The sequence below is a fragment of the Caproiciproducens lactatisolvens genome (assembly GCF_052443335.1).
In the GTDB taxonomy this organism is placed as follows: domain Bacteria; phylum Bacillota; class Clostridia; order Oscillospirales; family Acutalibacteraceae; genus Caproiciproducens.
In genome coordinates this window covers 1200838-1215754 of record NZ_CP195750.1, presented here as the reverse complement: position 1 = coordinate 1215754, position 14917 = coordinate 1200838, and the positions used below count along the sequence as shown (strand labels likewise).

Here is a 14917-nt window from a genome sequence, read left to right as displayed (position 1 = left end):
TTTTATTCTCCCTATTTACTTATTCCCTATATCTTCATCAGTTTTTTCAATTTACTCTTTTAGAAAATATTTAATTCAGCTAAAGTGAGCACTACCCGCTATGTTCTATGGACAAGAACACATACAATATAAATAGTCAGTTTTCCTATAACCGATTCATTGCATATAGAATTAGTATAGATGCAACTACAATTCTAATTCTCCAAGCTTCTCTTAATATAAAACTTCTCAAGCCATTTCGCCTGCTCTTTGATATCATATCCTGCTTCTCTTATTTGTTCTAAAGTATCTTTTCTTTCATAGCCATTGGAATACTTTAAAATCTTCTTTGCCCATTCTAAAGGACTTGCTTGAAGTGACATCGGTTCAATTAGATCTGTGATAAGAGCCTCGTGTGGAATAACGTCGGATACTATACAACGTAGTCCTGCTGCTTGTGCTTCTATAGATACAATACCAAGTCCCTCAAACAGCGACGGAAATACAAAAACATCCATTGCCTGATAAAGTTCTGCTGTATCCATTCTTACACCGGTCAATATAACGCTGTCCTCCAATCCTAATTGAATAATCTTCTTTTCTATTTGCGGCCGTAGTTCGCCGTCACCTATTAGTAATAAGATAGCATTTCTATTTCTATCGTGGATAGCTTTAAAAATATCAAGTAAAAATAAATGATTTTTTTGTGGATTAAAGCGGCCTATATGCCCAACTACAAATTTATTTTGCAATTGTAATTCTTTGCGTTTAACTTCCCGTTTGAACTGAGAGAAACTGAATTTTTCAATATCGATAGCATTTTGAATAATATTAATATTTCTATTTTTTACTTGTTTTTTCCCATATAACCAAATAGCCGCATCTTCTGAACAGGCAAATTTTTCGTCTGCAATCCATCTAATAGGATATTGAAAAATATCTTTTGCAAAAGCAATTATCTTATTTCCTGCAGAAGAAGTGTTATGGCTATGTATAAAAGTTATAAGTTCATGCTTCCGTGCAATTGAAAGATAAATAGCCGCAGTACCCTGAGCATGACCATGAATGATATGATATTCCCCTTTATGTCGCTTAAAAAAAGTATTCCATGCTTTTCTATACGTAAAATAATTGTTAGAAGTTAATTTAGGTATATAATAAATTTTGCCGCCCAAATCATAAATCTCGTCATCATAGAAACATTTATCATGGGTTTGAACGATAAAATCAAACTGTATTTTACTACGATCGATATGGCGGTAAATATTCATGATAAAAGTTTCGGCACCGCCTGCATTCATCGCACTAAATACTTGCAAAATTCTCTTTATATGCATGACATTCATCCTTTTCGTTTAATGCGAAAATATTATTGTTTGATATGGTAAGACCCCTGCAGAAGTAAATTTTACAAATAAGCACATATAAATAAAAAAAACAATTCCAAATAAAGCATAAAAAAACTTACGCGTAACGGGATTGGTTTCACACATAATAATTTTCGGAATTAGCAATGTAAAAAAAGGAATAAAAAATTGAAAACATCTTGACATGACTGGGACATAAGCAAACACAAAAGTATAGACCAAATAAAAAAAGGCAATATTGAACAGTGCATTATTACTTTCATTTAACTGAATTAATTTATCTCTGTATATCATTGCAAATACAAATACAATCATTCCGAGAGCAATACTATAAATAGGAAGAATAGAATCTACCGCATTATTAAAAGCCCCAAAATATTTTTGATTAATAAATTCCATTGCTATCGGCTGCATAATTATGGCAATTACCCCGCCAAAAATTGTACCAAAAATATAATTTTTTCGTTCTATTTTGATATTTGCTAATAAAAAAGCGGGAGCAACAATCAATGTGGATGAATGGAATAAAGCAGCAACAATAATACATAAAATTAATTTAATGTAATGCTTATTTTTAATATAACGAAATCCATAAAATAAAATTGCAATTGCTATAATCTGCCTTAACAAACAAAAAGATTGGAAATATGTACCCATTGTAATGAACAAATAAAGAGCCATGGGGTGAAAGCCAATGTAATCATAATAGCATTTGCAAAAAATAGCCACAACCAAAAAACTATTTACGAAAATAAAGGCTTCATAGCTATCTGTAAAAATCTCTGTCAATCTAAGGAGTGCAACAAATCCCCTTTCCCAATCTGGCAATACCGGTTGGGCTATAAACATTTTATAGTTTATATAATCTGTACCTACATTGTAACGTAAAGCCGATACCAAAAATAATATTGTACCAGAAAAGAATATGTATATATTTCTTTTCATTAAAGGGGCAGATTTTCCAAATTGGATCATTTGAGTTCCATTAATTAACTGTAATTCGTACCGGTACGCCCGGTAAGCTAAAAAATTCACTGAAAGCAACATTAAGATATATATGGCCAATTCTGGCTTCACCGTCCAAACTCAATTCATATAGTGTCTCGATAAATCTTAGCCATCGCGGCAACCGCTTTGTCCAACGAATATTTTTTAACATCTTCCAAATTGTTACTTTTTATTTGTGCAGATAGTTGAACATCATTATGTATTTTCAACACACGATTGACAAACTCCTCTTCGTTATTAAGAGAATATAAAAATCCATTTCTTTGATTTTTTACAATATCGCTTTGACCCCGAATATTAGCACAAATAATCGGTAGACCACTCGCCATACCCTCGATAATATTAATTGGTAATCCCTCTTGTTTACTTGACGTTATTAAACAGTCTGCCAGTTGATATAATTTATTCACATCTTTACGATATCCCACAAAATTTATTTTGTTTTCTAAATTCATTTTTTTTGAAAAATCAACACATTCATTCAAAGTTTCCCCACATCCAGCAAAAATGAGCTTAAGGTTTGGTATCTGCTTAGCTATATTAGGCAATGCATTTATAATAAATCTGTGATCTTTCCTTTTTATAAATTCCGCCACATAAATTAATATGTAGTCATCAGCAGAAAATCCATATTCGCTACGTAATGCCATTTTCTCTTCTGTACTAACAGGTTGAAAGCGTTTTAAATCGACTCCCACTCCATTAATTTTTTCTATATGTCCTGCTTTAAATTTTCTACTTATTGCAGTTTGATAGTCCTCATTATTTATGGTAATTAAACAGTCCGTAAAATTAGCCAAATACTTTTCCATAGTGTAATACAAGATCCAGTTTCGCTTTGGCGCCCCCTTATAAAAATGAAACCCGTGAGCCGTATAAATAACCTTTGTCCCATTTTTCCGGGCACATTTTGCAGCCAGCCTGGTTACAACCCCACCCATCGGGGTATGACAATGAATGATATCATAGTGTTCAGTGTTAATGATATATTTAAGTTGATGATAGGCTTTTATATTATCTATCGAATAAGGGGAGCGATTGAAACACACCTTAAAATGCTTATTGCAATTTCGAATTAGCTCTTCATCAAGAGAAGCATAGTGCACCTCCCACCCCTGTTCCTGAAACCATTTCATAAACGGGATATTAAATTTTGAGAAATTTGCAAGGTGAGAAACAAAGAGAACTTTTTTCATTGCATTATACCATGATATATCCCAATATCTTTTTCCCCATGTCCTGATACGCCATAATTTGCTTTTCAATTTCGGTAATAGCGGACTCATTTTTTCTTTCCACTAAAATAATCGAATCACACTGAGCGGCTTTATCAATTGTTTCTGGGTCGGCAAGAACGTTACCGGCAAAAAGGAATTGCGGACAATTTTCATTCCTTTCAGTAAATAGGCTGGAAAGTCTTTGCCCCACATGGGAAATATCATCTTTCGATATACTACCGGCAAAAAGAAGCTTATTAACATTCACCGTCTGTTTTAAGGACGCTATAATATTTTCAAAAACAATTCGCAGCGCATCCTCTTCAGATAAATTGTAATCCTTATTACCTTCCAGCTTTTCTATCCATTTATCTATAAAACGCGCCATTACTTTCCACTCCCATTTTCGTTTGGTATTCTGCCAAAGTATTGCAGTTTATACATCTTTCTTATTTCGTAATCATTTTGAATGCTGTTATTAAAAACATCCATAAAGAAAGCCAATAAAATGCCAAGCAAAATACCGCCCAAAAATCCCAAAAACATAAATTTGATTATGCTTTTGCCGTATTCCAAAAATGCCGACTGACCGGTTAATTCTGTCTGCAATGTAGATGCATCCGGCTGTTGCAAATTTTTAAGTTCATCCTGTTTTGCATTTAAAGATTTCGTCAGTTCCGCACTTTGCGCTAAATAATTTTTCTGGGTTGCATAAATATCCATATTAATACTGCTATATTCCGAATTATTTATGACCTCAAGAGTATGCTTTCCCAGCCGATCAGTCATTTGATCTTTATTATCGATGATATACTGAAGCAGATAATCCTTTATTTGCGTACTCATTGTTGTGTCGGGAGAGGAGACCAAAATAGATAATATTTGGGTTCCCTGATCATTCGCATGGTCTGTTATGCTTATTAACTCCTTAAGAAAACGCTCTTCCGTGTTTAAATTCAAATCTTTGATCATGGATTCATACATAGAACCGCTTTGGATCAATACAGAATAAGCGTCTACAATCTGTTCCGCATAATCTGGAATTTGATATGTTATGTCCGGAACAATTTTATGATCGGTTTTTACATATATATCTAATGCTGCAACATTAACATTATAGGGATTAATCTTCATAAAAATACTGTTTATGTTGTATTTAGCCGCTTCATTTTGCTTTGATTGAATAATTTTTATTGCATTTTCAAGGCTTGTCTTTTGGTTTTGATAAGTTTCTGCCTCTTGTTCATAATTCGTCTTTAACTTATCAGATGAAGTCCCGCTGTCTGCTCCATTTAATAAAATTGGTACTGTCTTGTATCCTCCGCCTAATACACAAAAAGCAAGCGCTAAGATAACTATCATTTTCCATCTTCGTAAAATAGTGATCATAAACTCCTTTAGATCAAAAACATCGTCCACTCTATTTCCCCCAATATAAATTTATCAACTGATTCTTTTGGTAATCGGAATAATTCCATTTGAGTCTAATTGTTTCAGCTCATCATTGACTTTATCATTCTTATTTTTGTTTTCAAATCCTTCCGTACTTTCTTTCATAAACATAATCTTTATGGTCTTAAAAATAAGTTTCAAATCCAACAGTAAAGAATAATTTTCAATATATATCAGATCAAGCCTTATTTTATCATAAGGTGTAGTATTATACCTACCAGCTATTTGGGCATAGCCAGTCAATCCGCCTTTAACCTTTAAACGATATTTAAATTCTGGAACCTCTCTGCAATATTTTTTAACATGTTCTACGCGTTCCGGTCTTGGACCGACAATACTCATATCACCTTGTAAAATATTAAAAAGCTGTGGCAATTCATCGATTCTTGTCTTACGCAAAAATTTCCCTAAAGGCGTAATTCTAGGGTCATTATCCGTAGCTGGAATAGATTTTCCATCTTTCTCTGCATCAACAATCATACTGCGAAATTTGCAGATGGAAAATACTTTCCCTCCGATTGTACAGCGATCTTGGCGAAAAAACACCGGCCCTCCATCATACAGCTTTATTGCGATTGCAGTAATTAACATAATTGGAGATAGAAGTAAAAGCAGTACTCCTGATATAATAATGTCTATTGACCGTTTGATAAATCTTTGTTCATAGGAAATTCCATCATTTTTACATAGCAAAAGAGGAGTGTCAAACAGATCTATTGTATCTGCCCCACGCATAATAATGTCAGATATTTTAGGAGTAACATAGACCCGTTTGGATTGCTCAAAACAAAATTTTAAGATCTTATTGCGAGTTTCGGTTTTCACATCATAAATAACAATCGATCTAAAATGGTCAACTCTATTCAGTACATTTTCTAATCCTGTTTCCAAACTGACACTTTCACTCACATGAAATTTTTCCGGTCTGGAATTCAACTTGTGAATAAAGGTATCCAAAGTGGCCTTTCCGCTTTTTCCATAAACAATCAGAATATCACGAGGAGAATGTATTTTAAAATAAAGTTTGTTCATCCACCAAGCCCATAACGATGCAACAATAAAATCAGCACCGGTTAGAATAATCATAGGCAATGGTCCCATCAAATGACGGCATATCAGCATTACCTGGCAATAACTAATTACATTTGTAATAAATATAGATAAAAATTGGGAATAGATAATTTCTGTAATGCGTAAATAGCCTATTTTATATGCACCATAAATATGAGAGAACGTGTATAACAGAACTGCGTATATAATTACAACCAAGATATTTCCCTTGTTCTTAAACGTATCAAACAACATATTGTCAATATAATAACTATACCATAAATAAGCAAACATACCGGATAGAACAAACAAGGAAATTAACGTAGATAGATGTGCTATTATCTTACTGTATTTTTTCGCTGTCTTCATAATATTCATCCTTTTTCCAGTCAATGGAGATAACAAATCTAAATCCAAATAATTATGGAACGTATAAATTATTATAGCATATATTTCCCGTAAATTTAACAATTTTTCTTTAATTTTTTTATAGATTAATTGATATAATTATAGCATTTATTGAATAATCTCCCTGCTAATGGTATAATCAAATAAATTGATTAATAAGGGAGATTTTCTGGTGTTAGCATATAATCTATTGCTTTTATGGATCATTATATCCGGCATATTTCTATGTGAAATACATAAGGACAATCATAACATCAAGTTAAGAACAACCCTATTCATTGTACTATCTTCTATAGCGATGATTATTTTAGCATCTTTACGTGGAAGTACCGTTGGGATTGATTATCCAAATTATTCCGGTTATTTTACCGAGGTTTATACTGGGATACATAAACAAGGAGTCGCTTTTCTACTAAGCAACGCAAATATATATCGGCCTGAACTTGGGTATAGCTTTCTAAATTATGTAGTAGCTTTATTCACAAATGATGTGCATGTTTTTATGGCTGTGGCGTCTATTGTAGTGGTAGGATTGACCGCAGTCTTGGTATATAAATATTCTCCTATTCCATGGGTAAGCATGTTTGTATTTGTGAGCTTCGGCTTCTTCGGAAATTCATTAAATTTTATAAGGCAGTGTATTGCCATTTCAATTTTTTTATTTTCAATTAAGTACCTTAAAGAGAAGAAATTCTTACCATATCTCGGAATTGTTATTCTATCAGCATCTTTTCACAAGGTAATGTGGATTATGATACCTCTTTTCTTTATTGCGCGTATCAAAGTGAATTGGAAATCTCTCACAGTATACGGAGGGTTAACCGCTCTCATTATGGGCTTATCCTGGCCGCTATTTAATCTTATAACAAAATATGTTTATAAGTACTACGCTACAAAAGAGGGCCTGTATTATATGATGGGGCGCGATTGGCAGACTGCGGCAATACCGGTGATTACAACGGTAACTATCCTGATCGTCAAAAAATTCATTCTGCAGCGTGATCCTAAGAATGTAGTATTAATTAATTTCTCAATTTATTCCGGGCTTCTTTATATCATGACCTGTCAGCATTTCCTCTTCCAGCGATTTGGAATGATTTTCTTCACCTCTGCTATCCTGATTATCCCAGGATTGCTTGCCAGCGTAGGTGTAAACAACGAGCAAGTAGATGTATTGAGAGACACAGAAAGCCTCAAAATCTATAAGAACAAGGAACAAAAGAAAAAGGCGCTTCAGGAACGCCGTCAAATTAAAAGCAGCCAAAATATGCGCAAGTATATCTACTATTACGCAACTGCTGCCGTTCTGTTTATTGGATTCCTTTATAATGTCTGGATACTGATGGCAAACAGAGTCAATCTGATTCCGTATGTTACATTTTTTGCTAAAAAATAGTCTGCTAAACAAATGAGAATCCCATACGAAAAGAACCTTCACCCTATAAAATTTTTTCAGGGGGTGAGGCTTTTTTCTTTGCTGAAACCATAAAATATAGTCGGGGCAGTCAGGGTGTAAAAAATGCAGAAAGTCCAAATAGAAAAAAGGAAGCCCTCCCAACCGCTGAAAAGCAGCTGAGAGGGTCGCCAATGTGAATTGAGCTAATTATTGTATCATAGGTCCGTGCACAAACCTATTCCCCCTATTATAAATAGCCCAATCTTAATTATATTGTAGCAAAATAATTAATGATTTTCAAGAATAAAATCAATAAATCAATGTTTTATTTTATTCTTCATGGTCTCTGTGGACTGCATACGCAATGAATCCGACTATTATTGCCAGCACAGCGACTGCCGCTGCGACGATCAATGAAAACATTGAATTACCTCCTCGCCTTTTTCCGTCAGGGCGTCTATTCTTTTTTATCCTCTTCCGCCTGATACCGCTGATTCAGCAATTCTAATTTTGTTTTTGCTTCATCAAGAAAGGTAAACCAGTTCTTTCTGTATTTTTCATCGCTTCTCAGATATTCAAATTTTTCTCCCTTGAGCAGTATACTGTATCCTTCATCTGAGCGGATATTAAAACCCAAACATTTTTCCTCTAAAAGTACGTATTTACAATTTTGCATATCCCATCCGAAAGAGTATATCGTATCTCCTATACGGCACGGGAATAATTTTGACAATTCAGCCATAATGCCTCCATTCATTCTCATGGTTTGCAGCGGTCATTGTATTATGATCCATTTTCTGCAATATTGAAAAGATTATCCGTTATTCAGTGCGCTAAGGATTAACCGTACTATAAATTATTCGATGAACGCACACAAATTTTTGGGGTAGCGCTGATAGATCATTCAACATTCTGCTGGAATGGCCTGCATAATTCAACCTGCTTATCGCAAACTATTTACGAGGTGATTTTAATGGCTCAAGGTTTACAGGATCTTTTGGCATCGAATAAGGATATCAGTCAGTACTTTTTATCGCTGCCTACCAATGTACAAAACGCAGTTACCGGCAGCGGAGAGGAAATCTGCACACTGGAAGATCTTCTTCGCCTCATTCAATCAATATCCGGAACCTGCTGAGAATGATGCGAAAAATAAATCCCCTGACGTCCGTCAGGGGATTTTCCTTATCATAAATTTTTATCTGTTTCCATGCGCACCGGGCCGCAGTACGTCCGTTCACAGCGGTGCTGTAACAAACAGGTTTTCCCCCCGGTCTAACTCGTCGAAGGCGAGATTCAGCTCATCGCGGGTATTCATTACAATCGGCCCGCCCCAGGCAATCGGCTCGTGCAAAGGCTTCCCGGAAAAGAAAATCATACGCAATGCAGAGTCAGGCTCTGCCGACACGGAGAGGCAGTCCCCTTCCTCAAACAATACGGCCGATTTTAATAAAATCAGCTGACCGTCAATGAGGGCGTTCCCTTCAATCAGGAATACAAATACGGTTTCATCCTTTTTTGTGGGGAGCTCAATTTTTCCGCCCTCTGAAAGTGCTATGTCATAAATCGTTGCCGGTATATGGGCCGGAGTCACCCCCACTGCATCCTCAAAACTTTCTGACAGGACACGGATATCCGCCTTCTCTTTTGTGGCATGGCCCATCATTTCCGGCGTAATGCTCAAATACGCCGGGGCGGTCATCTTTTCCGCACGGGGCAGGTTCAGCCACAGCTGAAATCCGAGCATTCTCCCGGACTCTTTCGGCATTTCCTGATGCAGAATGCCCCCTCCCGCTGTCATCCACTGGCTCTTTCCCGCATGAATGGTCCCTTTATTTCCCAGACTGTCTTCGTGTTCTATTTTTCCGGAAATCAAATAAGTAATCGTCTCGATTCCTCTGTGCGGATGCATGGGAAACCCGGCGATATAGTCCGACGGGTCTGTGGAATCAAAGGAATCCAGCATCAAAAGCGGTCAAAATCTTCCACGTCATGGTATCCGATCACACGGACAAGCCGCACCCCGGCACCATCCGTCGCTTTTTGTCATCGGATTATTTTTTTAATCGTGCGTTTTTTCATATCCATTTTCCCTCCCGGCGATAAATTGTTCTGTAATTTGCAGTATAAAATTTCAACAAGCGCGATCCCCCGAAAGGCATCTTCCGGGTTCAAACTTAACCTTCGGTATTTCCGTTCATGCCGGCAAAGGGATATGCCAAAAAATGTTCAACCTCTGCATTCCTGTTCCCCATATTGACAAGCAATATTTGAAAATCATAGTATGTAACAACTCCGATCGAAAGGTGGAACCAAATATGTGTTGGCTAATACCATTTCTGATTTTAGCGGGATGCGGCTGTGGGCGTGGCTGTTGCTGCCGCAGATGTAAATAACAGATCGTGGCACTCACTGATAGTGGGTGCCATAATACATAGAAAAGCGCCTTGAAGGTCGTTTCTGAACACAAAAGTAATCTGCCTCCGAATTTCCTCATATTATTTTGTGAGGTGAGAATATGAACGACAATGCCAGCGGCGCCTATCTGTCCGCCAGGGTCGACGAACCATATCCGGTTGTAACTGTTACTGAAAAAAACTGCAGATATGCATCAATCATTTCAGACGGATATGCGGGAGAAGGGTCCGAATCAACCGCCATCGCCCAATATGGGGTACACCGCCTGTATTTAAAGGATTTGGCAAATTCATATGAGGCATACGGGGCAATCATACAAGTAGAAATGATTCATTGGAGACTGTTAGGCGATCTCGTGTTACAATTGGGTAACGCCCCGCTGCTCCGATCATGCTTATCCGGAAGGTACTGGAGCGGGAGTTTCCCCATGTACCGCAATACTTTTGCACAGATTATTCAGTCCGACATTGAAGGAGAAAAAGCTGCCATTGCGCATTATCAAAGAATGATCCGACAGATCGGAGACACCCAAATCCAGAATTTATTCAAACGGATCATTCTTGATGAAGAAAGGCACATCGAAATACTTACCGGGCTGAAGGCAGCCGCAAAATAAAACACCCGTCTTTTGAATAATCTGCTTTTTCTCTGCCAATCCTTCTATCAAACTTCTTTTCTGTTTTCTCTCTCTGTCCGGGTCGCTCTGTAACAGGAGCGGCCTTTTCAAATTAGTAGAATTTTAACCCAATCTTCACGCCGATTTCACATTGGGCCATTATACTTTAATCATTCCAAACAGCTTACAAGTCCTATATGAGGAATCATATACTTCTTTTTCATTAATACCCCTCTGTTGCCGCTCCTGAATTGGAGCGGCTTCTCTATTCCCATAAATTACCTTTGCAAAATAATTACAAATTTGTTACTATTTAATTGTCAATTACACAATTGGCAATCCTCCTATTTTTTCTTTGGGCCGCCCAGGCGTTAGGGCGGCCCTTTTTAATAGGAAAATCATGGATTTTCACTCCTGATTGGGTTCCCTTCCTTAAATTTGAGTTTGACATTCTGCCTATAATTAGGTATAATTAATTTAATGTTCACCTTGTTGAGCATATATTTAGAAATTGAGGTATACTACTACATGTACGAAGACAAAACTCTAATTTGCAAAGACTGTGGCGCCGAATTTGAATTTACTGCAAGCGAGCAAGAATTTTATGTTTCTAAGGGGTTTACCAATGAACCGCAAAGATGCAAATCCTGCCGTGATGCACGTAAAAACGCAAGAGGAAATTCAAATAGCGGCGAACGCGAGATGTTTGAGGCTACCTGCGCATCTTGTGGTAAAACTTGCAGAGTCCCTTTTAAACCTCGTGAAGATCGTCCTGTATACTGCAGCGATTGCTTTGCAAACAGAAGATAATATAAACAAGGTTTTGAATGTGTCCCGAAAGGGGCACATTTTTTATTTGTTTTCCGCTCTTGCTTATCCCCGCGCTGTGTTTTATTTCCGCAGGATATCCGGCGTTCATTTCGGTTTTGGTTGCTTTCTCACTTTGTCGAGATATTCCTCCGGGTTTCTTCCGGCATCCTTCGCCGCCGCGAACAGCGCTTCGCGCAGCTCTTCTTTCGTCCAATCCTCATATGGCACGTATTTGTGCAGGATAATATTTTCTTCGTCATCCGTATAAAACTCGATCGGATCTCCGTCCTCGATTCCGTTGATTTCGCGAAGCTCTTTTGGAACGACAATACGCCCCGTGTTATCAATTTTGCGGACAATTCCTGTTGCCCTCATAGATTTTTCCTCCCTTAAATTTCCCTATCCCATGGAAAACGGAAATACCCGATTTTCCGCCATGGCCTTTTCATCAATAGTATATCAAACAATACACGGAATCCGCTATTTAAAATCCAATCTGCCGGGCAAAGCCGCGGCGATCCGGCACAACTATGGATTGATTTTACAGGTTATTTACGGTATTGTTGCGCCAATATCGTGCAGCAGAAAAATCTTTGTTCCAGATTATATCACATTCTCTCAAAAGCCGGAACTCTTCGGAAGAACTCGGGCATAAAAAACGGCAGCTGATATTCGGACATTTCAAAATGTTCCAAAATACAACCACCGCTCTGTTTGACTGATTTGCTTATTTCAACACCTGATTATTTTGAAAAAAATCTTTCCATGGGTCATTGCCGCCGATCCTCTGGAGTGCATCCTCCATAGTAATGCCGTCGGGGGCAACCGTTTCCAGTTCGTCCCAGGCGATCGGCATGGACACTTTGGCCCCTTTTCTTGCTCTTACGGAATAAGGTGAAACACTTGTAGCGCCTCTGCCGTTTCGGATCCAATCGATAAAGATTTTGTTTTTCCGTTTTTCCTTCCGGACATTGCTTGTATAACGGTCGGGCCACTTCTGTTCCATCACTTCGGCAACGCGTTTTGCAAAGTCGTGGAACACGTCCCATGAAGCAACGGGTTTAAAAGGGACGACCACATGGTACCCCTTGCCGCCGCTGGTCTTCAGATACGACTTGAGCGAGAGCTCGGCAAGAATGCTTTTGATATCTTTCACTCCCCGGCGGACCGTACCGAGGTCCATTCCCTCGTCCGGATCAAGATCGAATACCATTACGTCGGGGTTTTCAAGCTTGTCTACGCTGCTCCCCCAGGTATGGAATTCCAGCGTGCCCATCTGGGCTTCGGATATCAGTCCGGATACGTTCTCAATATAGAAGTAATCTTCCGTTTCTCCATCGTTGGTGGGGACCGATACTGAAACGACCCCTTTACTGTCCGAACCGGGATGCTTTTTAAAAAAGCAGCTTTGCGATATTCCCTTAGGACAGCGCACGATGCTCAAAATTCTGCGGGATACATAGGGCAACATGCGCGCCGCTGCTTTTTCATAATACCGGATCACATCTGCCTTGGTTATTTCAGGATCGTGAAACATGATCTTGTCCGGGTGGGTGATCTTGACGCCTTCTATGATAAGGTCATCGCCAGCTGCTTTCATGGGTTTCTCCACATTTTCGGCGGACGCCCGAGGCTGTGCCTCATCATCCGCTTCCTCCTTTTTGATATCCTTCGGGTCTTTATCGGTCCGCAGGCCCTTGAAGCTTGCCTGCCGTAACAGATTTTCTTCGGTCCACTGTGCAAACTTGATTTCCGCAACCAACAGGGGGGCAAGCCATGTGATTTTTTCGTGAGTTCTCGCCTGCGGCGCCCGGCTGAAAGGAGCCGCTTCTCTTTTCAAAGCTTTAAACCGATTCTCAAGCTCTGCCGCGCTGCGGGCGCTCAGACCAGTTCCGGCCCGCCCGGCATAGACCAGTTCTTTTCCTTCATAAACGCCAAGGAGCAGCGAACTCACTCCGCTTGTCTTTTTATCGGACAGGGTATATCCTCCAATGACGAATTCCTGTCTTTTATCACATTTAAGCTTGATCCAGTCACCGTTTCTGGTCCCGCTGTATACGGAGTCGGCTCTTTTGCCTACAATCCCTTCCAGATTCGCCTGACTGGCGGCCGCGAAGCTTTCTTTTCCATTGCCTTTGATATGCCGGCAATAATAGAGATTTTTCGGTGAACTCTTCATGAGCGTTCCAAGCGCTTCTTTTCTGTCAATCAGACGCTGTCCCCTTAGGTCCGCTCCGTCCAAAGCCAAAAGATCAAAGACGATATAAGTGCAGTTTTTCCCTTTCGGATCTTTCATATAGTTTTGCAGAGCCTGAAAATCCGTCCTGCCGTGGGCGTCCGTGACCACCATCTCACCGTCCAGAACCATTGCCCCTCCGGCGGCCAGATCGATAAGGGAATTGGCAACTTCCGGAAACCGGTCCGCATAATCGTTGCCGCTGCGCGTTTGCAGCCGAACGCTGTTGCCTTCCACAAACGCCAGAATCCTGTAGCCGTCGTACTTTACCTCGTAAAGCCAATCCTCGCCTTCGGGAACCGTGCTGACAAGTCTGGCAAGCTGTACATCCGCCTTTTCAAAAGGATTATGGGTGAACTTTTCGCCCTCGCCTTTTTCAATTTCCTCTATGGTGCGTCCGGTCCGGATACTTGTGGTAAACCCGGAAATTTCATCGCCGGTTTTGCTGTAATCATCTTTTTCTTTGAGCAAAAGCCAGTTGCTTCGGGTCTCGTCCGCTTTTGCTTTCATTCGGATCAAAGCCCATTTGCCCTTCAGTCTTTTGCCTTTCAGGATAAACTTAAGCGAACCCGTACGGAGTCCTTCCGCTGCATCCGTCTGGGGTTCCCAGAAACCTTCATCCCAGAGCATTACGACTCCGCCGCCGTATTCGCCCTTGGGAATTAGCCCTTCAAAGTTTCTGTATTCCAGTGGATGATCTTCCACCTGTACGGCAAGCCTCTTGTCATGGGTATCATAGGAAGGTCCTTTGGGTACCGCCCAGCTTAAAAGTACTCCGTCCCATTCGAGGCGGAAGTCGAAATGATCCCGGCGGGCAATATGATGCTGAACAACAAATTTCAGGCGTTCTTCGGGATTTTCCGATTCACCCTCCGGCTCTTCGGTTTTTTCAAAATTTCTTTTCCGATTGTATTCTTCCAGTTTTGTAACCATATGATATGCACCCTTTTGACAAACAGC

At 39.2% G+C, this 14917-nt stretch carries 13 protein-coding genes and 1 pseudogene; 4 read left to right on the top strand and 10 right to left on the bottom strand.

All coding sequences use genetic code 11. From position 1 onward, the window contains the following. Positions 1-194 precede the first annotated feature (194 nt). From ACRQV7_RS05940 to ACRQV7_RS05915, 6 genes are read right to left on the bottom strand one after another with little or no spacing between them, the layout of a single operon-like run. Positions 195-1316, bottom strand: a complete 1122-nt coding sequence (locus tag ACRQV7_RS05940; RefSeq protein WP_444659805.1) for a glycosyltransferase family 1 protein — start codon at positions 1314-1316, stop codon at positions 195-197. 18 nt (positions 1317-1334) lie between these two features. After that, positions 1335-2423: an EpsG family protein gene (locus ACRQV7_RS05935; RefSeq protein ID WP_444659804.1), complete on the bottom strand. Its 1089-nt coding sequence runs from the start codon at positions 2421-2423 to the stop codon at positions 1335-1337. Between the two features lie 14 nt (positions 2424-2437). Continuing rightward, on the bottom strand, positions 2438-3550 hold the full coding sequence (locus ACRQV7_RS05930; protein ID WP_444659803.1) for a glycosyltransferase family 4 protein: 1113 nt from the start codon (positions 3548-3550) through the stop codon (positions 2438-2440). Between the two features lie 4 nt (positions 3551-3554). Then, positions 3555-3959, bottom strand: coding sequence for a hypothetical protein (locus ACRQV7_RS05925; protein ID WP_444659802.1), 405 nt, complete (start codon positions 3957-3959; stop codon positions 3555-3557). Next, positions 3959-4990, bottom strand: coding sequence for a hypothetical protein (locus ACRQV7_RS05920; protein ID WP_444659801.1), 1032 nt, complete (start codon positions 4988-4990; stop codon positions 3959-3961). The genes ACRQV7_RS05925 and ACRQV7_RS05920 overlap by 1 nt, the downstream gene beginning before the upstream one ends. A 24-nt stretch (positions 4991-5014) precedes the next feature. Further along, on the bottom strand, positions 5015-6442 hold the full coding sequence (locus tag ACRQV7_RS05915; RefSeq protein ID WP_444659800.1) for a sugar transferase: 1428 nt from the start codon (positions 6440-6442) through the stop codon (positions 5015-5017). A gap of 211 nt (positions 6443-6653) precedes the next feature. On the opposite strand from ACRQV7_RS05915, the gene ACRQV7_RS05910 reads away from it, so the two are divergent. Beyond that, positions 6654-7877, top strand: coding sequence for an EpsG family protein (locus ACRQV7_RS05910; protein WP_444659799.1), 1224 nt, complete (start codon positions 6654-6656; stop codon positions 7875-7877). A gap of 457 nt (positions 7878-8334) precedes the next feature. Here the strand turns inward: ACRQV7_RS05910 and ACRQV7_RS05905 are convergent, their stop codons facing one another. After that, entirely contained in the window at positions 8335-8619 is a 285-nt protein-coding gene (locus ACRQV7_RS05905; protein WP_275713925.1) for a hypothetical protein, read from the bottom strand. A gap of 231 nt (positions 8620-8850) precedes the next feature. Here ACRQV7_RS05905 and ACRQV7_RS05900 point away from each other — a divergent pair, with 231 nt between their 5' ends. Beyond that, entirely contained in the window at positions 8851-9015 is a 165-nt protein-coding gene (locus ACRQV7_RS05900; protein WP_275713924.1) for a hypothetical protein, read from the top strand. Positions 9016-9114: 99 nt separating this feature from the next. On the opposite strand, the pseudogene ACRQV7_RS05895 reads toward ACRQV7_RS05900, so the two are convergent. Continuing rightward, positions 9115-9899: pseudogene (locus ACRQV7_RS05895) on the bottom strand (pirin family protein). Positions 9900-10395: 496 nt separating this feature from the next. Here ACRQV7_RS05895 and ACRQV7_RS05890 point away from each other — a divergent pair. Continuing rightward, entirely contained in the window at positions 10396-10911 is a 516-nt protein-coding gene (locus ACRQV7_RS05890) for a hypothetical protein (protein WP_444659798.1), read from the top strand. Positions 10912-11439: 528 nt separating this feature from the next. Next, positions 11440-11721, top strand: coding sequence for a zinc-ribbon domain containing protein (locus ACRQV7_RS05885; protein WP_444659797.1), 282 nt, complete (start codon positions 11440-11442; stop codon positions 11719-11721). Positions 11722-11826: 105 nt separating this feature from the next. Here ACRQV7_RS05885 and ACRQV7_RS05880 read toward each other — a convergent pair whose 3' ends face one another. Both ACRQV7_RS05880 and ligD read right to left on the bottom strand, forming a co-directional pair. Further along, a complete protein-coding gene (locus ACRQV7_RS05880) occupies positions 11827-12096 on the bottom strand; it encodes an AbrB/MazE/SpoVT family DNA-binding domain-containing protein (protein WP_444659796.1) in 270 nt (89 codons plus the stop codon). 352 nt (positions 12097-12448) lie between these two features. Further along, positions 12449-14890 carry a DNA ligase D gene (gene ligD / locus ACRQV7_RS05875; RefSeq protein WP_444659795.1) on the bottom strand — a complete coding sequence of 814 codons (2442 nt, stop codon included), beginning with the start codon at positions 14888-14890 and terminating at the stop codon, positions 12449-12451. Positions 14891-14917 lie beyond the last annotated feature (27 nt).